The sequence below is a fragment of the Pseudoduganella sp. R-31 genome (assembly GCF_049913235.1).
Classification (GTDB): domain Bacteria; phylum Pseudomonadota; class Gammaproteobacteria; order Burkholderiales; family Burkholderiaceae_D; genus Rugamonas.
Window position 1 is genome coordinate 6,575,823 of the sequence record NZ_CP183986.1, and the last position, 22,080, is coordinate 6,597,902.

General features: G+C 62.5%; 25 protein-coding genes. 10 read left to right on the forward strand and 15 right to left on the reverse strand.

The window, feature by feature from the left end; all coding sequences use genetic code 11:
- The first annotated feature begins 131 nt into the window (after positions 1–131).
- The 3 genes from ACN9MY_RS29970 to ACN9MY_RS29980 are packed head-to-tail and all read left to right on the forward strand — an operon-like array spanning position 132 to position 755.
- Positions 132–365 carry a hypothetical protein gene (locus tag ACN9MY_RS29970; RefSeq protein ID WP_426336560.1) on the forward strand — a complete coding sequence of 78 codons (234 nt, stop codon included), beginning with the start codon at positions 132–134 and terminating at the stop codon, positions 363–365.
- On the forward strand, positions 362–565 hold the full coding sequence (locus tag ACN9MY_RS29975) for a PIN domain-containing protein (RefSeq protein WP_426319551.1): 204 nt from the start codon (positions 362–364) through the stop codon (positions 563–565). Before ACN9MY_RS29970 ends, ACN9MY_RS29975 begins: the two co-directional genes overlap by 4 nt.
- Positions 549–755 carry a PIN domain-containing protein gene (locus ACN9MY_RS29980; RefSeq protein WP_426319552.1) on the forward strand — a complete coding sequence of 69 codons (207 nt, stop codon included), beginning with the start codon at positions 549–551 and terminating at the stop codon, positions 753–755. The genes ACN9MY_RS29975 and ACN9MY_RS29980 overlap by 17 nt, the downstream gene beginning before the upstream one ends.
- A 34-nt stretch (positions 756–789) precedes the next feature.
- On the opposite strand, the gene ACN9MY_RS29985 is transcribed toward ACN9MY_RS29980, so the two are convergent.
- Positions 790–1,335, reverse strand: a complete 546-nt coding sequence (locus ACN9MY_RS29985) for an NADAR family protein (protein WP_426336561.1) — start codon at positions 1,333–1,335, stop codon at positions 790–792.
- A 187-nt stretch (positions 1,336–1,522) separates the two neighbouring features.
- Positions 1,523–2,194, reverse strand: a complete 672-nt coding sequence (locus ACN9MY_RS29990; protein ID WP_426336562.1) for a glutathione S-transferase family protein — start codon at positions 2,192–2,194, stop codon at positions 1,523–1,525.
- Positions 2,195–2,224: 30 nt separating this feature from the next.
- Here ACN9MY_RS29990 and ACN9MY_RS29995 point away from each other — a divergent pair, with 30 nt between their 5' ends.
- Positions 2,225–2,596: a group III truncated hemoglobin gene (locus tag ACN9MY_RS29995; protein ID WP_426336563.1), complete on the forward strand. Its 372-nt coding sequence runs from the start codon at positions 2,225–2,227 to the stop codon at positions 2,594–2,596.
- Here ACN9MY_RS29995 and ACN9MY_RS30000 read toward each other — a convergent pair.
- The 3 genes from ACN9MY_RS30000 to ACN9MY_RS30010 all read right to left on the reverse strand — a co-directional run bounded on the left by ACN9MY_RS30000 (position 2,589) and on the right by ACN9MY_RS30010 (position 5,864).
- Positions 2,589–3,152, reverse strand: a complete 564-nt coding sequence (locus tag ACN9MY_RS30000) for a hypothetical protein (protein ID WP_426336564.1) — start codon at positions 3,150–3,152, stop codon at positions 2,589–2,591. The two genes, ACN9MY_RS29995 and ACN9MY_RS30000, sit on opposite strands and share 8 nt — an antisense overlap.
- A complete protein-coding gene (locus ACN9MY_RS30005) occupies positions 3,142–5,430 on the reverse strand; it encodes a TonB-dependent receptor (protein WP_426336565.1) in 2,289 nt (762 codons plus the stop codon). The genes ACN9MY_RS30000 and ACN9MY_RS30005 overlap by 11 nt, the downstream gene beginning before the upstream one ends.
- A 95-nt stretch (positions 5,431–5,525) precedes the next feature.
- Complete coding sequence (locus ACN9MY_RS30010; protein WP_426336566.1) at positions 5,526–5,864, reverse strand: DUF2946 family protein; 339 nt, start codon at positions 5,862–5,864, stop codon at positions 5,526–5,528.
- A gap of 151 nt (positions 5,865–6,015) precedes the next feature.
- Between ACN9MY_RS30010 and ACN9MY_RS30015 the strand changes: the two genes are divergently transcribed.
- Positions 6,016–6,288, forward strand: a complete 273-nt coding sequence (locus tag ACN9MY_RS30015; RefSeq protein ID WP_426165827.1) for a hypothetical protein — start codon at positions 6,016–6,018, stop codon at positions 6,286–6,288.
- 43 nt (positions 6,289–6,331) lie between these two features.
- Here the strand turns inward: ACN9MY_RS30015 and ACN9MY_RS30020 are convergent, their stop codons facing one another.
- The 3 genes from ACN9MY_RS30020 to ACN9MY_RS30030 are packed head-to-tail and all read right to left on the reverse strand — an operon-like array spanning position 6,332 to position 8,778.
- Positions 6,332–6,607 (reverse strand): DUF6587 family protein, encoded by a 276-nt coding sequence (locus tag ACN9MY_RS30020; protein WP_426165829.1) that lies wholly within the window; start codon positions 6,605–6,607, stop codon positions 6,332–6,334.
- A 3-nt stretch (positions 6,608–6,610) separates the two neighbouring features.
- Positions 6,611–8,500, reverse strand: a complete 1,890-nt coding sequence (gene feoB / locus ACN9MY_RS30025) for a ferrous iron transporter B (RefSeq protein ID WP_426165831.1) — start codon at positions 8,498–8,500, stop codon at positions 6,611–6,613.
- 5 nt (positions 8,501–8,505) lie between these two features.
- Positions 8,506–8,778 (reverse strand): FeoA family protein, encoded by a 273-nt coding sequence (locus tag ACN9MY_RS30030; RefSeq protein ID WP_057261371.1) that lies wholly within the window; start codon positions 8,776–8,778, stop codon positions 8,506–8,508.
- A gap of 157 nt (positions 8,779–8,935) precedes the next feature.
- Here ACN9MY_RS30030 and ACN9MY_RS30035 point away from each other — a divergent pair, with 157 nt between their 5' ends.
- Together ACN9MY_RS30035 and ACN9MY_RS30040 are read left to right on the forward strand one after the other, a co-directional pair.
- Positions 8,936–9,145 carry a (2Fe-2S)-binding protein gene (locus ACN9MY_RS30035; RefSeq protein ID WP_057261372.1) on the forward strand — a complete coding sequence of 70 codons (210 nt, stop codon included), beginning with the start codon at positions 8,936–8,938 and terminating at the stop codon, positions 9,143–9,145.
- A 10-nt stretch (positions 9,146–9,155) separates the two neighbouring features.
- Complete coding sequence (locus ACN9MY_RS30040) at positions 9,156–9,836, forward strand: energy transducer TonB (RefSeq protein WP_426319560.1); 681 nt, start codon at positions 9,156–9,158, stop codon at positions 9,834–9,836.
- Positions 9,837–9,964: 128 nt separating this feature from the next.
- Here ACN9MY_RS30040 and ACN9MY_RS30045 read toward each other — a convergent pair whose 3' ends face one another.
- Positions 9,965–10,645: a Fe2+-dependent dioxygenase gene (locus tag ACN9MY_RS30045; RefSeq protein WP_426336567.1), complete on the reverse strand. Its 681-nt coding sequence runs from the start codon at positions 10,643–10,645 to the stop codon at positions 9,965–9,967.
- A 2-nt stretch (positions 10,646–10,647) separates the two neighbouring features.
- Positions 10,648–12,942: a TonB-dependent receptor gene (locus tag ACN9MY_RS30050; protein WP_426319562.1), complete on the reverse strand. Its 2,295-nt coding sequence runs from the start codon at positions 12,940–12,942 to the stop codon at positions 10,648–10,650.
- A gap of 156 nt (positions 12,943–13,098) precedes the next feature.
- Here ACN9MY_RS30050 and bfr point away from each other — a divergent pair, with 156 nt between their 5' ends.
- From bfr to ACN9MY_RS30065, 3 genes are read left to right on the forward strand one after another with little or no spacing between them, the layout of a single operon-like run.
- Positions 13,099–13,575: a bacterioferritin gene (gene bfr / locus ACN9MY_RS30055; RefSeq protein ID WP_057261376.1), complete on the forward strand. Its 477-nt coding sequence runs from the start codon at positions 13,099–13,101 to the stop codon at positions 13,573–13,575.
- Positions 13,575–14,057, forward strand: coding sequence for a helix-turn-helix domain-containing protein (locus ACN9MY_RS30060; RefSeq protein WP_426336568.1), 483 nt, complete (start codon positions 13,575–13,577; stop codon positions 14,055–14,057). The genes bfr and ACN9MY_RS30060 overlap by 1 nt, the downstream gene beginning before the upstream one ends.
- On the forward strand, positions 14,054–14,476 hold the full coding sequence (locus ACN9MY_RS30065) for a VOC family protein (RefSeq protein ID WP_426165844.1): 423 nt from the start codon (positions 14,054–14,056) through the stop codon (positions 14,474–14,476). The genes ACN9MY_RS30060 and ACN9MY_RS30065 overlap by 4 nt, the downstream gene beginning before the upstream one ends.
- Here ACN9MY_RS30065 and ACN9MY_RS30070 read toward each other — a convergent pair.
- From ACN9MY_RS30070 to ACN9MY_RS30090, 5 genes are read right to left on the reverse strand one after another with little or no spacing between them, the layout of a single operon-like run.
- A complete protein-coding gene (locus ACN9MY_RS30070) occupies positions 14,473–15,402 on the reverse strand; it encodes a PfkB family carbohydrate kinase (RefSeq protein WP_426336569.1) in 930 nt (309 codons plus the stop codon). The genes ACN9MY_RS30065 and ACN9MY_RS30070 overlap by 4 nt on opposite strands.
- A 30-nt stretch (positions 15,403–15,432) precedes the next feature.
- Complete coding sequence (locus ACN9MY_RS30075; RefSeq protein ID WP_426336570.1) at positions 15,433–16,785, reverse strand: MFS transporter; 1,353 nt, start codon at positions 16,783–16,785, stop codon at positions 15,433–15,435.
- Positions 16,782–17,723, reverse strand: coding sequence for a PfkB family carbohydrate kinase (locus ACN9MY_RS30080; RefSeq protein ID WP_426336571.1), 942 nt, complete (start codon positions 17,721–17,723; stop codon positions 16,782–16,784). The genes ACN9MY_RS30075 and ACN9MY_RS30080 overlap by 4 nt, the downstream gene beginning before the upstream one ends.
- 21 nt (positions 17,724–17,744) lie before the next feature.
- Positions 17,745–19,601 (reverse strand): alpha-amylase family protein, encoded by a 1,857-nt coding sequence (locus tag ACN9MY_RS30085; protein ID WP_426336572.1) that lies wholly within the window; start codon positions 19,599–19,601, stop codon positions 17,745–17,747.
- A gap of 13 nt (positions 19,602–19,614) precedes the next feature.
- Complete coding sequence (locus ACN9MY_RS30090; protein WP_426336573.1) at positions 19,615–21,942, reverse strand: TonB-dependent receptor; 2,328 nt, start codon at positions 21,940–21,942, stop codon at positions 19,615–19,617.
- Positions 21,943–22,080 lie beyond the last annotated feature (138 nt).

Consider the following 22,080-nt stretch of genomic DNA (forward strand, 5'->3'; position numbering starts at 1 on the left):
CTACAGATCCCTTCAAGCAGACTGATCGACAATGGCGCAACACAGCTCTGACCCTGTTCTGCGTTCCCTCAAATTGCCTCCACCTGCATCAGGATTAAGATGATGAATCAAGATTGCGAATGGAGGCTGAGATGGAGCCAACTGTTTCAATGGAAGAGTTCGCACGTGACCCGATCAAATGGTTGGAACAGGCTCGGGCGAAGGAGGAAAATTTCCTGATTTCAGATCAGGGGGAATTGATTGCGCAGGTCACCCCGTTCCCAGTTCCCGATCCGACCGCAATTGATCGATTGCGTGAAATGACAATGAGTTACGGAGACGTGTTATCGCCCGCCTGGGAAGCTGAGCCAGAGACGAGCAAATGATATTGCTCGATACGCACACGCTAATCTGGTGGTATGAGAGAGATTCGCGTCTTTCGAACCACGCCGCGACGGCAATTGAACTTGGACAGGCGCAAAGCAGAGTGCTGGTTTCTACTATCACTAGCTGGGAAGTTGCACTCTTGCTTTGGAAAGGACGTTTAGCGCTGCATTGCGGAATCACCAATGGATTGCTGGCGTAGCACGCTTGCCAGTTTTTCGCTTTATCCCGTTGACAGCGCGATCGCCATTGACGCAGTTCATTTACCCAACTATTCTCCGCGTGACCCTGCCGATCGCATCATCATTGCAACTGCCCTACGATACGATGCCTCCATCGTGACGGCAGATCGAGAAATGCAAGGTTATCCGAACATCGCCACAATCTGGTAAGAACGCTCCCCTTTAATCAGTTTCACCAGCCGTTTCACTCGCTGAGACGCGATCGCACTTCCATCAAGGCAAACCCGAGCAGATTCATTCCCGTCCATTCGGATGGGTTCTCTGCATACGGCGAATCTGCAGCAAAGCCTGTACCCCAGACGAAATCAACGGGACTTGCTTCCACCAGGACTTGTTCGCCAGTGGCGAGCAGGAAGTCGCGCAACGGGGCGTTCTGCGCGAACTTTGCATAGTTGGCCTGGACCACGATATCCCAACGGTTCGCGGCCCAGATTTCTTCATCGAACCCTTGTACTTCGCGGCCGGCGGCTTTGGCGACTGCCGGGTTGCGAGCCTGCAGGATACGATCCAGCGCAACTGCGTCACTGAACAAGCGGGCCTTTTCCGCCATCATGAAATGTTCGGCTGTCGGGTACCGTGTGCCATCGATAACAAACTCCGCTTCGAACCATTGGCTGAAGCAAGTCTTCGTGATCGAACCATTCTTTGATGGTTGATGCCCCCAGAACAGAACCATCCTGGGTTGCCCATGATTGCGAACATGCTCGCACAGCTCGACGACATTCCTCATCTAGTTTCCTCTCCACTGAACTCCGCTTCAAAGGCGGCAACCGCTGCCCCTTCCGGTCAAGCACCGCAAAGACCACGTGCTCGACCGCATCCCTTTATTGTTATTGGTCTTTTTTGATCAAGCAGGAACATCATAATCTACTTAGTGTTCTTTTGCAACTAAGTTAGAATATTTTTTACACTAAGTGTTAGCGCAACAGCTCGTACGGGCCGCCGCGCTCCAGGGCGCGCTGGTACGCCGGGCGGGCGTGAATGCGCTGCAGGAAGGCCTGCAGGCGCGGGTAGTTGGCGCCAAGGCCGGCGCGCGAGGCGGCCGCTTCAAGGGGGAAGCTCATCTGGATATCGGCAGCGCTGAACTCGTTGCCAGCGAACCAGTCGCGGTTGGTGAGTTCGGACTCCAGGTAGGCCAGGTGGCGGTCGATATTGGGCTGCACGAAGCTCGACATCACCTTCTGCGCGATGGCGCGCTTGATCGGCTTGACGAAGAACGGCGCCGGCGAGGATTCAACCTTGTCGAACACGAGCTTCATCAGCAGCGGCGACATCAGCGAGCCTTCGGCGTAATGCATGAAGTAGCGCCAGCGCAGCTTGTCCGGCGTGCCGGCCGGCGGCACCAGCCGGTCATTGCCGTGCTTCTCCACCAGGTACTCGAGAATGGCGCCCGACTCCGCGACGATATTGCCCTCATGTTCGATGACGGGCGACTTGCCCAGCGGGTGCACCCTGGTCAGCTCCGGCGGTGCCAGCATGGTCTTCGGGTCACGCTGGTAATGCTTGATCTCATAGGCCAGCCCCAGCTCTTCCAGCAACCACAACACGCGCTGGGAACGAGAGTTATTGAGGTGGTGAACGATGATCATGGGCGCGCTCCGCAAGGTTAAAATGGAGCCATGACTTTACCACTGACCCAGGAATCCATCGCGACACTGGTCCACGAGTTCTACGACGGCGTGCGCGCCGATCCGGAACTGGGCCCGGTGTTCAATGCTGCCATCGACGACTGGGAGCCGCACCTGGCGCGCATGGTGGAGTTCTGGAGCACTACCATGCTGGGCACCAAGAGCTTCCATGGCAATGTCTACGGCAAGCACATGGCTCTGCCGGGCGTACAGCCGCAGCACTTCCAGCGCTGGCTTGCGCTGTTCCAGTCGACGGTGGACCGCCTGTTCGAGCCAGCCGTGGCGGAAGAATTCCGCATCGTCGCCAGCCGTATTGCGCAAAGCCTGCAATACGGCTTCTTCGGCCAGGTGCATTTCAGCTGAAGGCGTCGGCGGCGCTCATCACCGAGTAACTGGCTTGCCAGCGGCGCAGTGCAGCCGGCAATACCTGCATCGGCTGCGGCGCCGCAATGAAGTCGCCGGAAGCCTGCGTGCACCCTTCTTCCCGCACTTGCAGCCAGTCCAGCAGGTTGGACACCTCACAGCAGCCTGCATGACCTTCATCGCGCAGTTCGAGCCGGTGTTGCGCAATGCCTGCCTGCAGCATCAGCCCCTGGATATCGGCCGCAAGCGCGATGGCGTCCGGCGTATCCTTGCTGAATGCCAGCGGCGGCAGGCACAACACCATGTCCAGCTTGAAGCCTTCCGCCTCCCACATCCTTAACGCAGCCAGCGCATCGCACACCATGTGCAGCAGGAAGATCCGTTCCAGTCCCGAAGCCGACAACTCGCCGGCAAAATCGCAGTAGTGCAGGACGCCGCTGCCGGGGCGGCGCCAATGTACAGCCGCCAGCACGCTGCCGATGCTGCCGTCACGCGCGGCAACCTGGGGCTGGCACCAGAGTTCAAACTGGCCCAGCTCGAGTGCATTACCAATCAAATTTCACCTCCGCAGAGTAAGAGCGTTGTGGGTAAGGGTGGAAGTTCCAGTACTTGTAGTTGTTGGCGTTGTCGATGCCGAAGGCGGCGCTCCAGTGCTTGTCGATGCGGTAGCGCAGGCGCGCGTCGACCGTGAAGTATTTGCTGGCGCCCTGGTAGGCAAAGCCGTTGATGTCGGTGTTGTCCAGCGTCGAGTATTGCTTGCCGCTGTAGCGGGCTGCCAGCGTGGCGCTCAGCTTGTCGTTCACGCGGTAGGTTGCCACTGCACTGGCACGCCATTCGGGAATGCGCGGCTGCCATTTGCCGACGCTGGCCGGGAACTTCTCGTTGCGCTTGATCTTCGAATCGGTCCAGGTCAGGCTGGCCTGCATGTCGAGTCCTTCGACCAGCACGTTTTCGTTGGACCAGGCAGTCTCCAGGCCATGGGTGCGGATCAGGTCGACGTTCTGCACATTGGTCACGTTCGGCGTCACCAGCACATTGGTTTGCGAATACAGCGCGTCGCGGTTGCGCTCGAAGAAGGCCGTGATGCGCAAGGCGGAATTGCCGACCAGGCGCTCGGCGCTCAGCTCCGTAGTCCAGGAGCGCTCGGCCTTCAGGTCCGGATCGTTGTTGATCAGGGTGCCAGTGTTGTTGATGCCGCCCTGGTACAGCTCGGACACGGTCGGCATGCGGATCGCGCGTCCGGTGGAAGCTTTCAACGTCCAGTCCTCGTTGGCCTGGAAGGCCAGCGCCACCTTGGGCGAGATAAAGTTGTCGCTGCGTTTGGCATGGCGCACCACGGTGGTCGCGTTGGCGGTTTCTCCATCACGGCCCTCCCAATGCTCGAAGCGCGCACCGAGCACGGTCTTCCAGTCTGGCGACAACTTCCAGGTGTCCTGCAAGTACAGGCTGTCGATGCTGGTGCGGCCGGAGAAAGCCTGATTGCGCGCGCCCGGCTCGCCGTTCAGCCAGTCGCTGGTGGCGCGCTCGATTGTCGATAGCTTGTAGGCGGCGCGCTGGAAGCCAAAATCGAAGATGTGGCTGCCGCGCATGCCGTCCGGGCGATACACACCTTTCAGGGACAAGGTATTCCAGCCGGTGCCGCCCTGGTCGACGATGCGGCCGGCGCCGCCGCTTGCGGCAGCCGGGCGCGCCGTGGTCGGTGCGCGCAGGATGTCGCGGCTGTAGTCATACAGGCTGGCCGCCACTTCCCAGTCGAACACGCCTTTGGTATTGCTCTTTACCGTCAAGCCGTGCATCAGGTGGCGCAACTCTTCCTTCGTCGAATTGAAGTCGGAAGCAGCCAGCGTGAAGCTGCGGCCATTGATCGAGACCGGCCCGCTGAACACCGGCTTGCCTGTCGTATCCCGCAGGTAGGTATCGGGCGAGCCGCTCGAATCGTTCTGCCACCAGCCCAGGGAGTAGCTGGCGCGCACGGTCGGCGAGAAATCGTATGCCACTTTGAACTTGGCGTGATCCTGCACCGTGCTGTACTGGGTCGCGGTGCCGAGGATGTAGATGTCGCGGTTGCTGCGGTCCTTGTCCACTACGGCGCCGGTGACCTGAACACCCGTTCCAGCCGCCGTGCCGCTCGCGATCGCACGCGTGGTGTAGGTCTGCGGCTGGCCATCGCTGTCGGTGCGGTTCACGCTGACAAACCAAGACCAGGCGCCGTGGCGGTCGCCAAGCGACATGCTGGACTGGCGTGCAGTCGAAGTCATGTTCGTGTTGTACAGCTCAAACGGCTGGCGCACATAGGCGACGCGCGCATGCGCTTCGAACTGCTTCGGCATGCGCGTCACGTAATCCACCACGGCGCCGACCGAGTTGCCGCCATAGGCTGCCGAGAACGGGCCATACAGTACGTCGACACGTTCGATTTCTTCCGGCGCCACCATGCCCCAGCGCGGCGCGAAGGTGGCGCCGTTGCCCAGGTAATTCGACAGCAGCACGCCATCCGCATACACCGCCGAGCGCGCGCTGTTGCCGGTGCCGGAAGCGCGGGTGGACAGCACGGCATGGTTGTAGTCGCCGATATAGCGCTTGCGCACCAGCAGGCTTGGCAGGTATTTCAGCGCGTCTTCCGCATCGCTGGCGTTGACCTGCTCTTCAATCTGCGCACGGGTGACGCCTTCGATCGTGGTCGGAATCTGGGTCGGCAGAGAAGTCGGATGGCTGCCGGCAATGACGACGGTGCCAACCATCTTCAGCGGCGATTCCCCTTCATGATCGGCAAATGCCGGGGCCGAAAAGACGGCCAGCAGCGCGGCGGCCAGGGGAATGAGGCGGGTGTTCATGATGCTTCCTTTCTTGTTCTTGCGAGCGAAGGCCTTGCGACCGCGCCGCCAAAAGGCGCGTGCAATGCAAAGCCAGGGAGTACTGCTGCGAAGATTCAAGCGGAAGGCGGGGCGCGCGACGGCGGCGCAAGGGCGACTTGCTGCGGCAACGCGGCCGCAGCCTGCAACGCCGGTTCAATGCGCGATGCCGCCACCAGCGCCAAGGCAGGGCCGGCAGGCGGCGGCGGTACGGCGGGCAGGTCGGCCTGCACCATGCAGTAGCCGCATTTCTGGACGACGTGGTGGGCTTTGGGCTGGGCGTGGCAATGCGCGACGCTGTTATCGCCGCAGGCCTCCGCCAGAAAAGTGGACAGCGTTGGCGCGGAGACGGCCATCAGCATCGCAAACAGCGCGATCCTGACAATCCCGGCAATCTGTCTCCTGCTCCAGCCCACGATGGCTCCCACAATGCAACCTCAATAAGTCGCATTGTAGGTACACGTTTGAGGCGGCGATATGCCCTAGATCAAGTTTTCACTTGCCCGCAGCGCGAGGGAACTGCTATCGTAAATCTTTCAGTCCTGGCAACGCGCTATGGATCATCTAGTGGCTCTCGAGTTGGTAGCTCTGTTCGTCGGCCTGTCATGCCTGCCCAACTGGCTCATCGCCCAATGGTATGCCGCTCATGGCTGCCGGCCGGCACTCAAGCGCTCCGCCGCCATCAGCGCCGTGCTGGCGCTCATTGGCATCAGCATTGTCCTCGGTTCAGTTGCGCTGGAATTGCGCCACGCCAAACCCATGCTCACTTACGCATTCGGCTTGCTGGGCATTGCGGGCTTGCTGGTCTCTGCCGCGCTGCACACTTTCGACGAAGATTAAGCCGGCCCTGCGCCCCGGAACGGATCGCAGGACAGATAGTTATTCAGCGCTGGACGTGCAACTTGATCACGCGATGCACCGGCCCGCTGTCGGCAGGAGGGGCTGAAGACGCGGGCGAATCGCCACAACCGCCGCAGGAGCCGCAGCCGCTGCCGCAGCTCGATTCGGTATTGAAGAAGCGCGCCAGCTTTTCCTGCGGCAAGCCACGGCGCGACAGGGCATGGACGATCTGCTGGCGCCAGGCGGACGGCAGGTATTTCCGCGCCGCGTGCAGCGCGGCAGCTGCCACGATGATGCCGACGACGATTTCCTGCCACATGGTTCAGCCTCCCAGCGCCAGGGCGACGCGGTAAGTGATGAATGTGGCGGTGTACGCCAGCACGAACATGTAACCCGCCATCATCAGCGGATACTTCATCGAATTGGTTTCGCGGCGCACCACGGTCAGCGTGGACAGGCATTGCGGCGCAAAGACGTACCAGGCCAACAGCGCCAGCGCGGTCGGCAAGCCCCAGCTGGCCTGGATTACCGGTGCCAGGGAGTTGGCCAGTTCGTCGCCAGTCTGCGACAGGGCATACACGGTGCCCAGCGCGCCAACAGCTACTTCACGCGCCGCCATGCCCGGCACCAGCGCGATGCAGATCTGCCAGTTGAAGCCGATCGGCGCGAAGATGAATTCCAGTGCGCGGCCCAGCATGCCGGCCACGCTGTAGTAGATCGGCGGATGGGTGGCGCCTTCCGGTGCGCCCGGGAAGCTGGACAAGGCCCACAGCAGCACCATCAAGGTCAGGATGGTGGTACCGACGCGCATCAGGAAGATCTTGGCGCGCTCGTACAGGCCGATGGCCAGGTTGCGCATGTGCGGCCAGTGGTAGGCCGGCAGCTCCAGCATGAGCGGCTGGTTGCGCTTGGCTTTCATGGAGCGCTTCATGACCCAGGCCACTGCCATGGCGGAGATGATGCCGGCAAAGTAGAGGCAGAACAGCACCAGGCCTTGCAGGTTGAACATGCCCCACACTTCGCGGTCCGGGATGAAAGCGGCGATCACCAGTGCATACACCGGCAGGCGCGCCGAGCAGGTCATCAGTGGCGCAATCATGATGGTCACGATGCGGTCGCGCGGGTTCTGGATGGTACGCGCTGCCATGATGCCGGGAATGGCGCAGGCAAACGACGACAGCAGCGGGATGAAGGCGCGGCCGGAGAGACCGACGCCACCCATCAGGCGGTCCAGCAGGAAGGCGGCGCGCGGCAGGTAGCCGCAGTCTTCCAGCACCAGGATGAAGAAGAACAGGATCAGGATCTGCGGCAGGAAGACCAGCACGGCGCCAACGCCGCCCAGCACACCGTCCACCAGCAGGGAGCGCAGCACGCCGTCGGCCATATGCGCTTTGACCAGCACGCCGAGGTGCTCGACGCCGCCGCTGATCATGTCCATCGGAACTTCAGCCCAGCTGAACACGGCCTGGAATACGCAGAACATCAGGACCGCCAGGATGATCGGCCCCATGAACGGGTGCAGCACGAAGTGGTCGATCTTTTCGGAGCGGTTGCCGCGGTCGTCGGCATCCTTGACGGCGACCGACAGGATGCGGCGCACTTCGCGCTGGGTTTCCTCAACGCTCACGGCATCGATGGCGGACAGCGGGTTGGCGACGCTTTCATAGAACGGCCACAGGCCGTCCAGTGCATCGACCAGGGCTTTCTCGCCGCCGCTCTTCACGGCCACGGTTTCGACCACCGGCATGCCCAGTTCCTGCGACAGCTTGCCCGCATCGACCACGATGCCGCGTTTCTTCGCGACGTCGACCATGTTCAGGCACAGCACCATCGGCAGGCCGAGGCGCTTGATTTCGAGGACCAGGCGCAGGTTCAGGCGCAGGTTCGTGGCATCGACCACGCACACCACGACGTCGGGCGAACGCTCGCCTTCGCGCAGGCCGGCCACCACGTCGCGCGTGATCATTTCATCAGGAGTATGGGCCGACAGGCTGTAGGCGCCCGGCAGGTCGAGCAGGCGGTACTGGTTGCCGGCACTGGAAGTGAACTGGCCTTCCTTGCGCTCGATGGTCACGCCGGCATAGTTGGCGACCTTCTGGCGCGCGCCGGTCAAACGGTTGAACAGCGCGGTCTTGCCGCAATTCGGGTTGCCCAGCAGGGCGACCATTGGCTGCTGCGCGATGGCTTGCGCGGCCTTTTCTACTGCACCCATTGCATTTATTCCGGTTGGATCGAGATCAGCGCGGCTTCGAAGCGGCGCAGGGCAAACGTGGCATTGCCGACTTTGATGGCGAGGGGTTCGCCGCCTGGCAGGCCACGCTTGAGCATGCGGATGCGCTCACCGGGCACGAAGCCCAGCTCCATCAGGCGGCGCGCCAGGTCAGCGCCGTCCTCGGTATCTTCAGGATTGCCCGGAGCGATATGGATCACCGTTCCGCTCTGCCCCACCGGCAGGGAATCAAGCTTGATCAGGGTAGGAGCAAGGGTCATGGTGAACTTTCCAGGGCGAAATACAACCTCGCCATTATAAATGAGAATGGTTTTCAATTTCGCTTGCATTGTAGCCCTGTTCGGGTAGAATGGGAACCGTAATGATAATGATTCTCAATAACGGAATCGCAATCTTAGCCAGAAGGTAATCTCTGAAATGATCGTTTGTGTCTGCAACAACATCTCTGATCGAGAAATCCGTCAAGCCATAGATATGGGTATCAGCTCCATGGACGAGTTGCGCGAAGCGCTCGGCGTGGCCACCTGCTGCGGCAACTGCCTCAGCTATGCGGTGGAAGTGCTGGACGAACATCTGGGCAGCGGAATACAGGAGACTGTGCTCAAGCGCCCATCACTGACCGTGTAAGGAGCGCTTCATGCAATCGATGACTTTCCCGGCCGGCGGCGATTTCGGCGCCGGCGTTGGCGGCGCCAAGCTGACCAAGATCGCAGCGGTCGTCGCCTTGCATGCAGTCCTCGGTTATGCCTTTATTAACGGCACCATGCATCGCCTGGTGGACCGTATCCCGGAAGTGGTGAATGTCACGTTTGTGGCGCCGCCGCCACCTCCCCCGCCAGCTTCGCAGCCCAAGACCGTAGAAATCGCGCAGAAAGCGCCTTCGATCACCCCACCGCCGCTGCCGATGCTGCCGATCGTGATTGAAAATACCATCACCCCGCCGCCTTCGCAGGCGCGCGTGACCGAGCCTGCACCGGCAACGCCGGTCGTGGTGGCGCCGGTTGCTGCGGCGCCGGCGGCACCTGCCGCACCGGCTGGCCCGCGTGTGATCTCCGCTGTTGAGTATATCCGTGCGCCGCAGCCGGTGTACCCGTCGGTGTCGCGCCGCATGGGCGAACAGGGCGTGGTGACCTTGCGCGTGCTGGTCAATGAGAAGGGTTATGCCGAGCAGGCCTCGGTACAGAAATCGTCCGGCTTCAACAACCTGGACGAGGCTGGCCGCGCTGCTGTCATGCGTGCGCTGTTTAAGCCTTATGTGGAAGATGGCAAGGCGCAGCCGGTGTATGTGGTTGTGCCGATCAATTTCCAGATGTCCTGAAAACCGGTAAACCGATGTCAGACCCGCAGGGTCTGACACCTATGTGCAAACGCCGCGGCTTCTCTCGAAGTCCGCGGCGTTTGTGTTTCAGTGTCTGACCCTGCGGGTCAGACACTGGTTTACCGGTTTTAAAGGTCAGCCCACATCCGCAACAGATTGTGATAATGGCCCGCCAGGCCGACAGTGGCCTCGTCATCGCCATGCGAAGCGCGCAGCTTCTGGATATTCTGGTCCAGCTCGAACAGCATGGCGCGCTTCCAGTCGTCGCGCACCATCGACTGCGTCCACAGGAAAGACGCCACGCGCTCGCCGGCAGTCACCGGATTCACGCGATGCACGCTGCTGGCCGGATAGATGATCGCATCGCCCGCTGGCAGCTTGACCTCGTGTGCACCGTAGCTGTCCATCACAGTCAGCTCGCCGCCTTCATACTCTTCGGGATCGGACAGGAACACGGTAGTGGAAACGTCCGAACGCATCACGTCCGACGAGCCCGCCATATGCCGGATCGCGCCATCGATATGCAGGCCGTAAGTCTCACCGCCCGCATAGCTATTGAAATACGGCGGCAAAATCTTCAGCGGCAGCGCCGCCGAATAGAACAGCGGGTTTTTCGCCAGCGCCTTGATGATGATATCCCCGAGTTCCAGCGCCAGCGGCGTCCCTTCCGCGATCTGGCGGTTGCGCTTGACTTGCGCCCCCTGCGATCCCACGCTGGCGCGGCCGTCGATCCATTCGGCGGCCGCCAGGCGTTGGCGGAAGAGTTTGACTTGCTCCGGCGTCAGCACGCCGGGGATATGCAGCATCATGATCAGTAGCGGAAGTTCGCAGTCAGGATTGCGGTACGGCCCACGCCAACACCGGCATAATGGTTGGAGCCGACCTTGTCGTAATACAGCTTGTCCGTCAGGTTCTGGATGTTCAACTGCAGGCTGATGTTCTTGTTCACATCATAGCTCGCCATCGCGTCGTAGCGGGTGTAGCCCGGCACGAACTTGGTGTTGTTGACGTTGCTCCATACCTTCGACACTGCATTCACGCCGCCGCCAATGACCAGGCCTTGCATGATCGTGTACGAAGTCCACAGCGAAGCGCTCTGCTTTGGCGTTGCCGGGAAGGCGTTGCCGTTGAACGGGGATGCAGCATACACCGGCTTGGCGGTGGTGCCGACGTTAACAAAGCCGTTGTCCTCAACTTCGGAATCGAGCCAGGTGTAGCCGCCGAAGACCTGCCAGTTGCTGGTCAGTGCGCCGCTCACGCCCAACTCAAAGCCCTTGACGGATTTCTTGCCGACGTTCTGGGTGGTGCCATCCACGTTGGTCACGCGGGCGTTGTTCATCTTGCTGGAGAAGATGGCGCCGCTGACGGACAGCTTGCGTGCCAGAATTTCCCACTTGGTGCCCAGTTCGAAGTTCTTGCTGTCCTGCGGCTTCAGGTTCTGTACCGAGGTGGACAGCGCGTCCACGCCATCGCCGCCGTCGTTGCCCGGAGGAGTGGACGAGGTGCCGTACGACACGTAGATGCTGCTGTTGGCTGCTGGCTTGTACACCAGGCCCGCCTGGTAGTTGGCGAAGCTGGACTTGTTTTCCGCGTCAATCGCAGCCACAACCGGGGTGGCGGCGGTGTTGGCGTTGGTGTGCAGGCCGGTGCGGAACTCGTCCCAGCGCACACCTACGTTCAGCAACCACTGCGGGTTGAACTCGATGGTGTCGAAGCCGTAGACCGAGCGGGTGTTGGTGTGCACCTTGGTGTCGTTCGGCGCCACGCTGCGTACCTGGCCGACGGTCCATGGATCGTACGGGTTCGGGTTGGACAAGGTTGTGCAGTTGTACAAGGTTTCCGCGCCTGCGGTAGGGCAGGTGGTGGTCTTGGTCAGCGGGTTGTTGGTGCCCGGGGTGAAGTTATAGGTCGCGCGCTCGGTCACTTCGCGGCTCACTTCCACGCCGGCGGTGAAGCTGTGCTTGACGCCTGCTGCAATCAGGGAGCCGGTCAGGCTGGACGCATTGGCCAGCGACTCGGTTTCCGCATTGCGGCTGTTGTGGCGGCGCCATACGGTGCCATACAGCACCACGTTGCCCTTGGAGTCGTCCGGCAGGGTGTAGACGTATTCATTGCCGGTCTTGCCGTAACGGGTCACGTTGCGGAAGGCCAGGCCGCTGCTGAATTCGTGCTTGATGTCGATGGTGCCGATGTCGGACTTGGTGTCGCGGAAGTCGCGGTCGACCAGGCCGTAAAAGGTCTCGCTTGGCACGTTGACTGGCTTGCCGACGCCGTTCTTGGCCACGTTCGCGCCGGTGGTGAACGGATTGTCGAATGGCACGCCGGCGTCCGGCAGCTCGCTCGACTTGTAATGGTAGTAGCTCAGGTTGACTTTGGTCGGACCGGTCAGGCCGAAGGCCACGCTTGGCGCAAAGCCCCAGCGGTCGCTGTAAATCTCATCGTGATGGCCAGCAACGTGGTTTTCATGGCCCATCAGGTTCAGGCGCACGGCGGCGTTATCGCCGATCATGCGGTTCACGTCGGCGGTCACACGGCGATATTTCGCGGTACCCAGGCCAACGCTGGCGTTACTGAAGGTTTCCGCCTTGGCGGTCTTGGAAACCATATTGATGCCGCCGCCAGCGGACGAGCGGCCGCCGTATGCGGAATTCGGGCCTTTCACGACTTCGATCTGCTCCAGCGCGAAGATTTCGCGCGACTGGGAGCCGCTGTCGCGGATGCCGTCGATATAGGTGTCGGTCTGTGCGTTGTAGCCGCGGATGAACAGGTTGTCGCCCACTGGCTGGCCGCCTTCGGCAGCGCCGACGGTGATGCCCGGCACGGTGCGCAGCGCATCGGTCAGGGAGGTGGCGCCGGTCTGGGAAATCACCTCGGTCGGGATCACGGTCACCGATTTCGGGGTATCCAGCAGCGGGGCGGTGAATTTGTCGGATGCCGATTTCTTAACCTGGAAATCGCTGCCATTCTGGCCGGTAACGACCACTTCCTGCATTTTCTGCTCTGGTGCAGCGGTGTTGGTCTCGGCTTGCGCTACAGGCATCACCAGGGTGGCGGCGATGGCGGCGAGCGTAGCTGGCGCGTGCTTGCGGCTCTTAATGTAAGACATGGACAACTCTGAATTGTTGGGATAAAACGCAAATGATAATTGTTTTCATTTACATTAGCAATGTCGTTAGCAATCCTATGTTGCCCTCATGACTAGGTGGGAGCCCTGCTTCGTGGCAAAATGCCATTATTCCCAACCAAACAAGAAGGAAACCCCATGAAGGGCGACAAAGACGTTATCCGTCTGCTCAATGCGCAGCTGACCAACGAGCTGACAGCGATTAACCAGTACTTCCTGCATGCGCGCATGTACCGTCACTGGGGCTTCGACAAGCTGGGCAAGAAAGAGTACGACGAGTCGATCGGCGAGATGAAGCATGCCGACCGCCTGATCGACCGCATCCTGATGCTGGACGGCCTGCCGAACCTGCAAGCCCTGCACAAGCTGCTGATCGGCGAGAACACCGAAGAAATGCTGGCTGCCGACCTGAAGCTGGAAAAAGGTGCGCATGTGACCATCAAGGAAGGCATTGCGCAATCCGAGAAAGTCGGCGATTACGTGTCGCGCGACCTGCTGCTGGATATCCTCAAGGATACCGAGGAGCACATCGAATGGCTGGAAACCCAGATCGACCTGATCGGCAAGATCGGCATCCAGAACTATCTGCAATCGCAGATGTCGGAAGCCGAGTAATGCCCGGACAAAGTCCGGAACTCTTGCGGCGCCTGCTGCGCGCCAAAGACAAGATGGACGCCGCCTCGCAAGAGGAATGGCCGGTAAGCCGCCTGGCGGAAGTGAGCTGCGTTTCTGCAACTCACTTCGCCCGCTCCTTCAAGGAGGCGTTCGGCCTCCCTCCCCACCGCTACCTGCTGACGCGCCGCATCGAGCGCGCCGTGACGCTGCTGCGCGAAACCGACCTGCCCATCACCGAAATCGCCTACTCGACCGGCTGGAACAGCATCGGCACCTTCGGCCGCACCTTCCGCGACATCACCGGCAAGAACCCGGGCGACATCCGGGAACAGGTACGCCTCGAGGCTGAGCAGGCCGGACGGGTGCCGGCCTGCGTACTCAGCGCCGCGCACCGGCCGGACCTCACAATGGCAGTTTCGGAGAAGCGGCGCCAGGAGAGCGTCCCTACAATGGAGTCTCACTTAAAGGAGACCACCCCATGACTCAAGGTATTCAAACCGTCGGCCTGTATGTTCGCGACCAGGATGAAGCGCTGGCTTTCTATGTCGACAAGCTCGGCTTCAAGGTCCATACCGACGTGCGCAACGGCGACTACCGCTGGCTGACCGTGCAGCACCCAGACCAGCCATCGTTCCAGCTCGGCCTCTACGTGCCGGGTCCGCCCGTCCATGATGCGGCAACCGCGCAGGCGCTGAACGCACTGGTGGCCAAGGGCGCCATGCCGCCGATGGTGCTGGAAGTGGACGATTGTTTCGCCGCCTACGACAAGCTGCACCAGCAAGGCGTGGAATTCAACCAGGAGCCGGTGGAACGCTACGGCACGGTGGATGCGGGCTTCCGCGACCCGTCCGGCAACGGCTGGAAGATGATCCAGACCCGCCGCAAGGTGGCAGCGGCTTAAGCCAGGCCCCAGGCTGTGCGCCAGGGCGCGTAGAACGCCGGATCCGGCGATACCGCGCCCGCAATGCCGCACACGGCGCCGGCAAAGGCATTGGCGCGCTCCAGGATCAACGGCATCTCCCAGCCGCGCGCACGTCCGGCCAGCAACACGGCGGCAAACGCATCGCCCGCTCCCACCGAGTCAACGAACCGGGCCGGTTTGCTGGTGCGGTGGTCGACCACGCGCGAACCATCAGCACCGAAATACATGGCGCCGCGCTCGCCCAGCGTGACCAGCACCCCCTGGATGGAGAAGTTGTGCATCATGGCACGGACCTCCGCTTCGACGGCGGCGCAGTCCATGTCCACCGTGTCAGGACAGGTGTGACAGTACCAGGAGAACAATGCCTGCAATTCATCCTCATTGACCTTGACGATATCGGCCCGCTGCAGCGCGGCGAACACCACTGCTTCATCCACCCCGTCGCGCAAGTTCAGGTCAAGGAAATGTTCAGCCTCGCTGGCGCCGTCCAGCACCGCGTTGAGCGCAGCGCGCGAAGCCGGCTCGCGCTGGGCCAGGGTCCCGAAATACACGGTGTCGGGAGAGAAGGCGCGCATCACGTCTACCGCGGCTGCCGCTTCGATATGGTCATAAGCCTGTTCGGCCAGGATGTGGAAGCGGTGGCCGCCATTGCCATCGCGCTCCACGAGCACGCGGCCGGTCGGCTGCGGGCCATGCTGCAAGCCCTCCGTGCTCATGCCGAAGCCTGCAAACGCCTCGCGCACCTGGTCGCCGTAACGGTCGTTGCCGACGCGCGTTACCATCAGTGCGGGCAGGCCCAGCGCAGCCAGGTTGCGCGCCACGTTGAAGGGGGCGCCGCCGACGATCTGCTGGTCGCCAAAGTCGTCCAGCAGGGCTTCGCCAAAAACCAGTACTCGCTCTGACATCGCTGCCCTCCCCACGTTGATCGGCTCGGGCTATTTTAGCAAAACAGCCTCCTGGCGCGGAGCAGTGTCGGACCGCGGTCGTGCGGCGCGCAGCTTGACGAACAGTACGGCCACGGCTGCGCATAGCAGCAGCGCACCGGCCAGGCGCACCACGTTGGCAGGGTCGCCGTGCAGCAAGCTGCGGTAATACAGTGGCAAGGTGAAAATCTGGATGATCATCGGAATCACGATGAACATATTGAAGATGCCCATGTACACGCCGGTGCGTTCGGGCGGTATGCTGCCTGCCAGCATCACGTAGGGATTGCCCATGATGCTGGCCCAGGCCAGCCCGATGCCCAGCATGGGCCACAGCAATTGCAGCGGTTCGCGGATCAGCGGAATGCTGAGCATGCCGATGCCGGCAGCCGCCAGGCAGATGCTGTGCGTGATTTTCGGGCCGAAGCGGCGCGTGAACGGTACCAGTGCAAAGGCAGCAAGGAAGGCGACGAAGTTGTAGAAAGCGCCCACCTGCCCGTTCAGCAAGCCCGCTTCGCGGAAACCGGCCGAAGCGGGGTCGGAAGTCTTGTAGATCGAAGACGCCAGCGCCAGCATGATGTACTGCCAGTAGCAGAACATGGCGTACCACTGGAACAGCTTGACCACGGCCAGTTGCTTCATGGTGGGCGGCATGTCGCGCAGCGCCTCGGCGATTTCCTGCAGGGTGTGGCGCCAGCCGGTGGGTTTCGCACGCAGTTCCGCTTCTTCTTGCGGCGACAGCGGCAATTCCGGCGTGGTCCAGCAGCTCCACAACACCGAGGCGATCGAGAAAACAGCCCCCAGCAGGAAGGCGCCGATCACCGTGTAGGGAATGTGGTGGCTGTTGACTGCGTCGCGGCTGATGCCGAGGTAAACCAGGATCGAGGGCGTGAGGTAGGCCAGCGTCTGTCCCAGCCCCGTGAACGCGCTCTGGGTCAGGAAGCCGAGCGAATGCTGGCGCACGGCCAGGCGATCGCTGACGAAGGCACGGTACGGCTCCATCGTCACGTTGTTGGCCGCATCGAGTATCCACAGCAGGCCGGCCGCCATCCACAGCACAGGGCTGAAAGGCATGGCCAGCAGGCCCAGGCTGCAAATCAGGGCGCCGATCAGGAAGTACGGCGTGCGGCGTCCCCAGCGCGAAACGGTGCGGTCGCTCAGGGCGCCGATGACGGGCTGCACCAGCAGGCCGGTGACGGGACCGGCCAGCCACAGGTAAGGCAGGCTGGCTTCATCGGCGCCCAGGTATTTGTAGATCGGGCTCATGCTGCTCTGCTGCAGTCCAAAGCTGAACTGGATGCCGAAGAAACCGATGTTCATGTTGACGATCTGCCGGAACGACAGATGCGGTTTGTGCTGCGTCATCGCGTGGCTCCTTCCGCTGCCGCCTGCCAGCGCTGGGTCCATGGTTCGTAAAACGCCAGGTCCTGCGGTACTGCGCCGGACAGGCTGCATACGGCGCCGGCGAAGGCGTTGGCGCGCGCCATGGTCAGCGCCAGGTCCCAGCCTTGCACATGGCCGTGCAGGAAGACGGCGGAGAAAGCATCGCCGGCGCCCACCGTGTCGACCAGCTTGTACGGCTCTTCGTTGCCATGCTCGCGGATCACCCTCCCGTCTGCGCCAATATACATCGCGCCGCGCGGGCCGAGCGTGACGACCATGGCCTGCAGGCCGAATTTTTCGATCAGCAGGGAGCACGCCGGCGGCAACTCCGGATCATGCGCCTTTACCAGGCGCGGACCGTCCGGCGCATACCAGGCCAGCAGGGCCGCCAGTTCGTCTTCGTTGACTTTCAGGATGTCGGCGTGGCGCAGCGATTCGTAGACGCTGCGCTCCGTGTACTGGCCTTCGCGCAGGTTCAGGTCGAGGTAGCGGGTCGCCTGGCTGGCTTCCAGCAGTTCGATCAGCGCCGTGCGCGAAGTCAGGTGGCGCTGGGCCAGGGTGCCGAAGTACAGCACCTGCGGCCTGGCCGGCTCGAACGCGGCGCGTGCCGAGGCGGCATCGATATGGTCATAGGCCTGGCCGGGCAGGATGTGGAAGGCGTGGCCTTGCAGGCCGCGCTCCACCACGACGCGGCCGGTCGGCCAGGCGGGGTCGGTCTGCAAGCCCCATTGCGGCATGCCGTAGCGCTCGAACTCTGCGCGCACGGCGGCGCCGTTGGCGTCCTGGCCGATGCGGGTGATCATCAGGGCCGGCGTGCCCAGGGCTGCCAGGTTGCGCGCCGCGTTGAAAGGCGCGCCGCCGACTACCTGCTCGCTGCCGAAATCATCGACGAGGGCTTCGCCGAACATTGCCACACACATGGCTGTCTCCATCATGTTTTTTCAGTGATCGCGCTCGAGCCAACACATGGCCCATGGCGCCAATGTGATCTTCCCGGACAGCGTGCCGCGCTCGATGGCGTCGGTCCATTGGCCTTGCAGCGCGAACTGCTGCGGCTTGCCCGAGAAGTTGTATAGCGCGAGGAAGGCATGGCCGCGCTGCAGCGCCAGCACCGCCGACACCGACGCAAGCAGCGAGCGCGGCTCGCCTGCCGCCAGTGCTGGGATGCGCTGGCGGGCCGCGACCAGGCCGCGCAAGGCCCCGTAGACGCGGCCCGCTTGCGTGCTGATGTCGTGGCGTTGCGCCAGGCGCTCTTCGTCGAGGGCGGGACGCTGCAGCCAGCGGCTATCCATCGCCCGGTCGGGGCGCTGGCGGAAACTGTAATCGTTGGCCTGCCCCAACTCGTCGCCCATGTACAGCACCGGCAGCGCACCAAAGCTTAACGCCAGGCCGTGCAGGAGCATCAGGCGCCGCATGGCCAGCCCTTCGGCCTCCGCGCCATCTGCGCCTTCGAGACCGACCAGGCTGGCCGCCATGCCGTTGCTGCCGTGCGCGGCGTTCGGATCGCTGCTCTGGAAAGCTTCGCCCCGTGCGTAGCTGCCGCCGTCACCCGCGAAGAAGCGCGAGATCGCGGCAAGGCGCGCTTGCGGATCGCCCGTCCCCGAGGCTTCCGCACGCAGGACGTTCCAGCCGATATCGTCATGGCAGCGCACGTAACTGAGCCAGCTTGCGTGCGGCGGCAGCGGCGGCGTGTCTTCGGCCACCTTGCGCACCAGTGCCGCGTCCTGCTCCGCCAGCGAGCCCCAGGCCGCCGCCATCAGGCTGCTGTGGTAAGCGATATGGCATTCCGGTTGCGCAGCCTGGCCGAAGTAGGCCGGCAGCTCGCGCATCGGCACGATCGCCTCCGCTTTCAACAGCACACCCGGCGCGGCGATGGAGGCCAGGGCACGCAGGGCCTGCAGGATCAGGTGCGCCTCCGGCTGGTTCATGCAATTGGTGCCTTCCCGTTTCCACAGGAACGCCGTGGAATCGAGGCGGAATACTTCGATCCCCCGGTTGGCCAGGCGCAGCAGCGTCGAGGCCATCTCGGCGAATACTTCCGGGTTGGACCAGTTCAAGTCCCACTGATAGGGATAGAAGGTGGTCCATGCCCAGCCGCCCGCTGCCGGCACTTCGGTGAAATTGCCGGGCGCCGCCTGAGGGAAGACCTGGCCCAGCGTCTTTTCGTAACGGTCGGGCAGCACGCGGTCCGGGAACAGGTGGAAGTAGCCGCGCAGGCGCTGGTCCCCGGCGCGGGCTCCCAGCGCCCACGGATGGTCGTCCGCCACATGGTTCAGGATGAAATCCGAGCACAGGCTGATGCCTGCTGCGCGCAGGTTTTCCGTCAGCGCCTCGAGGTCGGCATTGTTGCCGAAGCGCGGCTCCACTTCTTCGAAACTGGCTACCGCAAAGCCGCCGTCATTCTCGCCTTTGCGCATCTTCAGGAAAGGCAGCAGGTGCAGGTAGCGCACGCCCAGTTCCTGCAGGTGCGGAATGCGCCTTGCGACGCCGCGCAGGTCGCCGCCGAGGCGGTCGACGTAGGCGCAATAGCCCAGCATCTGCTGCCCGAGGAACCAGCCCGGCTGTGCAGCGCGTTCGGCGTCAAGCGCCGCCAGCGCCGGGCTGCGTGCGGCAAGCAGCTCCGCTACGGTAGACAGCAGGCGGCCATACCACAGCTCGAAGCCCGGAGTGCGCCCATACAGCGCATGCAGGCAACTGTGCAGTGCCGGCGCATGCTCCGCATAGCGGCGCACGGCTCGCGCACGGCGCCCCTCCGGCAAGACTTCGAACAGATGGTGGGAGGATGAAGACATCGGCATGACGGTTTCCAGGTCAGAAGGAGTAGCTCAGGCCCATCTTCACGGCGCGGCCGCCGATCGAACGCGCGGCATGGCCGTCGCCCTCAACCTCGGTGTAGCCGATCTTGTTGAACAGGTTATTGACGCTCAGCGACAGGCTCAGTTGCGAGTTGAACTGGTAGCGTGCGAACAGGTTCACGGTGCGGAAGGCCGGCATGTCGATGGTGTTGGCATCGTCCGCCCACGAGCGGCCAGTACCCACCAGGCTGCCGCCCACAGTCAGCGGGCCGGCGTTGTAGCTAGGCGCAATCTGGTAGGTGATGCGCGCCTGGCGGCGCGGCGTATGTCCAATGGTGGATTCCTGGCCAGCCGCAGCGCCGACGATCTCGGCATCGGTCCAGGTCAAGCCGCCGTTGATGCGGAAGTCGCCCAAGCTCCATGCCGCTTCCAGCTCGGCGCCCTTGGCGTCGTAGCGGTTGGCGGTGCTGATCTGCGTCGTCGCTTCGAAGTTCGATTCGTCGGTCTTGGCCCGGAACAGCGTCAGGAACGCACTGGTGCTGCCGGAACGCCATTTCACCCCGCCCTCCACCTGGCGCACAGTGTTGATGCTGATCGGCGCACTGCCATCGAGCGGCGTGCCGAACAAGATGCGGTCCGCATTGAAGGCTACGCCGTCGCTGACACGGGCAAACAGCGCCAGGTCGCGATTGAGCTGGTAGTTGCCGCCCACCGAATACGAGGTGTGATGAATCTTGTAGTCGACCAGTTGTTCGTTGGCCGGTTCGTAGACCAGGCCATTGGTGGCGATATTGGCCGTGCCGTTGGCGCGCTGGCGATCCTGGCGCACGCTGGCGTCAAAGTTCAGCGGGCCCTTTTCCCATCCCACGTTCAAGTAGGGCGAGAGCAGCTTGTATTCCATGTCTACCGCGCGCATGCAGCAGCCGCCAAAGGCCGGTCCGACATAGCCGGGCGTGGCCGATGCGGTCTGCAGCAGCGCGGGGTTGTCGCCGGTAAGCTGCATCAGGTATTCGTTGAAGTTCCAGGTCAGGCCCAGTTTCTGCAGCGAGGTGTACAGGCCGCCCGTGGCGGTCAGCTTGCCGCCGTTGATGGTAAAGGTCTTGGCCAGTTTCAGGTCGTTCAGGGTATTGTCGGCGTTGTCGATCGAGGTGTTGAATACCACGGCGGAGAAGGCCATGCCGTTATAGGCCTTTCCCTTGTCCGGGCCGGTGGCGATCACGTAATTGCCGGCCACGCCGTTATTTGCCGGGAATACGCCGAGGAAGCGGCCGCTGTTGTTCGACTTGCGGAAGCTGTCGCTCAAGGTAATGCCGTTGCCAAGGTCGAAGGAAGCGGCAATGCCGAAGCTGTCGCTCTTGACGCGCAGGCCGTCGTTGACATTGCTCGATGCCTTGCCGTTTTCCTTGGTCAGCGAGATATCGCGCGTCCAGTAAGGCGAATAGAACGTGGTGTCGCGCGGATCGATGCCGGGGATTTCGCTGATGCGGCCATTGGTGACGCGCACCGGCACCGGCAGCGCGGTCGGGGCCTTGTCGTCCAGGTGCTTGAAGGATAGCCTGATCCAGCCGTTCGACAGTTCCTGCGTGATGTTGCCGCGGATCTGCCCACCCTCTTCCGTGTTCATGCCGGTATTGCGCTGGCCTTCGCCGGTGCGGTAATGGCCGCCGATGAAGAAGCGGGTCTTTTCCGCCAGGCGGCCGCCGTAGTCGAAGTCGTAGCGCGTTTCGTCGTAGCCCAGGCCGCGCTGGATGCCGATATTGCCGCCCTGCTGTTCGCCGGTCTTGCTGATGAAGTTGATGATGCCGCCCGGCGAGTTGGTGGCCAGGGTCGAGGCCGAGCCGCCGCGCACCACTTCCAGGTGGTCCAGCGAACCGTCGATCTTCACAAAGCTGTCCGGCGTGATGAAGTTGAAGTCGCCCGACTGCAGCACGGGCAGGCCGTCTTCCTGCATCTGCACATAGCGCGCACCGCCGGCAGAAATCGGCACGCCGCGCACGGTGATGTTGGCATTGCCCTCGCCGCCTGAGGACTCGGCGCGTACGCCGGGCACGGAGCGCAGCACTTCAGCGGCGCTGGTCGGGGCGGACAGGGAAATCGCTTCCGACTCCATGGTACTGACCGAGATACTGGAGCGCATCTTGGAACTGCGGCTGGCGGTGCCGGTGACCACCACGCGCTCCAGCTTCAAGCCATCGGCTGGCGCCGCGGCAGCAGACACTGGCGCTGGCGCCTGGTCGTCGGCGTGGGCTGGCTGCGGCGCAGCTTCCTGGGAATAGGCGGGGTGGGCGAATGCAGCAGCGATGGCAGCAGCCATGCAGCCACGCTGGGCTGTACGTAAAACCATTGTCTCCTCCGTTGATCGGGCTTATTCATCGGCCATCTGGCCGCGTCTGTTTATCTGCAGATGCCTCATTATTCATCAGCTTTTTGCAAATTGCAATCGATTGCAAAAATTATTTGCAGAACGCTCGTGCGCTAGTGC

What these genes read in the sequence shown, in the direction of transcription:
- ACN9MY_RS29980 (WP_426319552.1), top strand. Translation starts at nt 549, where the DNA reads ATGGATTGCTGGCGTAGCACGCTTGCCAGTTTTTCGCTTTATCCCGTT.
- ACN9MY_RS30065 (WP_426165844.1), top strand. Translation starts at nt 14,054, where the DNA reads ATGACTCAAGGTATTCAAACCGTCGGCCTGTATGTTCGCGACCAGGAT.
- ACN9MY_RS30040 (WP_426319560.1), top strand. Translation starts at nt 9,156, where the DNA reads ATGCAATCGATGACTTTCCCGGCCGGCGGCGATTTCGGCGCCGGCGTT.
- ACN9MY_RS29970 (WP_426336560.1), top strand. Translation starts at nt 132, where the DNA reads ATGGAGCCAACTGTTTCAATGGAAGAGTTCGCACGTGACCCGATCAAA.
- ACN9MY_RS30035 (WP_057261372.1), top strand. Translation starts at nt 8,936, where the DNA reads ATGATCGTTTGTGTCTGCAACAACATCTCTGATCGAGAAATCCGTCAA.
- ACN9MY_RS29975 (WP_426319551.1), top strand. Translation starts at nt 362, where the DNA reads ATGATATTGCTCGATACGCACACGCTAATCTGGTGGTATGAGAGAGAT.
- ACN9MY_RS30030 (WP_057261371.1), bottom strand. Translation starts at nt 8,778, where the DNA reads ATGACCCTTGCTCCTACCCTGATCAAGCTTGATTCCCTGCCGGTGGGG.
- ACN9MY_RS30090 (WP_426336573.1), bottom strand. Translation starts at nt 21,942, where the DNA reads ATGGTTTTACGTACAGCCCAGCGTGGCTGCATGGCTGCTGCCATCGCT.
- ACN9MY_RS30060 (WP_426336568.1), top strand. Translation starts at nt 13,575, where the DNA reads ATGCCCGGACAAAGTCCGGAACTCTTGCGGCGCCTGCTGCGCGCCAAA.
- ACN9MY_RS30045 (WP_426336567.1), bottom strand. Translation starts at nt 10,645, where the DNA reads ATGATGCTGCATATCCCCGGCGTGCTGACGCCGGAGCAAGTCAAACTC.
- ACN9MY_RS30005 (WP_426336565.1), bottom strand. Translation starts at nt 5,430, where the DNA reads ATGAACACCCGCCTCATTCCCCTGGCCGCCGCGCTGCTGGCCGTCTTT.
- ACN9MY_RS30085 (WP_426336572.1), bottom strand. Translation starts at nt 19,601, where the DNA reads ATGCCGATGTCTTCATCCTCCCACCATCTGTTCGAAGTCTTGCCGGAG.
- ACN9MY_RS30050 (WP_426319562.1), bottom strand. Translation starts at nt 12,942, where the DNA reads ATGTCTTACATTAAGAGCCGCAAGCACGCGCCAGCTACGCTCGCCGCC.
- feoB (WP_426165831.1), bottom strand. Translation starts at nt 8,500, where the DNA reads ATGGGTGCAGTAGAAAAGGCCGCGCAAGCCATCGCGCAGCAGCCAATG.
- ACN9MY_RS30020 (WP_426165829.1), bottom strand. Translation starts at nt 6,607, where the DNA reads ATGTGGCAGGAAATCGTCGTCGGCATCATCGTGGCAGCTGCCGCGCTG.
- ACN9MY_RS29995 (WP_426336563.1), top strand. Translation starts at nt 2,225, where the DNA reads ATGACTTTACCACTGACCCAGGAATCCATCGCGACACTGGTCCACGAG.
- ACN9MY_RS29985 (WP_426336561.1), bottom strand. Translation starts at nt 1,335, where the DNA reads ATGAGGAATGTCGTCGAGCTGTGCGAGCATGTTCGCAATCATGGGCAA.
- bfr (WP_057261376.1), top strand. Translation starts at nt 13,099, where the DNA reads ATGAAGGGCGACAAAGACGTTATCCGTCTGCTCAATGCGCAGCTGACC.
- ACN9MY_RS29990 (WP_426336562.1), bottom strand. Translation starts at nt 2,194, where the DNA reads ATGATCATCGTTCACCACCTCAATAACTCTCGTTCCCAGCGCGTGTTG.
- ACN9MY_RS30070 (WP_426336569.1), bottom strand. Translation starts at nt 15,402, where the DNA reads ATGTCAGAGCGAGTACTGGTTTTTGGCGAAGCCCTGCTGGACGACTTT.
- ACN9MY_RS30075 (WP_426336570.1), bottom strand. Translation starts at nt 16,785, where the DNA reads ATGACGCAGCACAAACCGCATCTGTCGTTCCGGCAGATCGTCAACATG.
- ACN9MY_RS30080 (WP_426336571.1), bottom strand. Translation starts at nt 17,723, where the DNA reads ATGTGTGTGGCAATGTTCGGCGAAGCCCTCGTCGATGATTTCGGCAGC.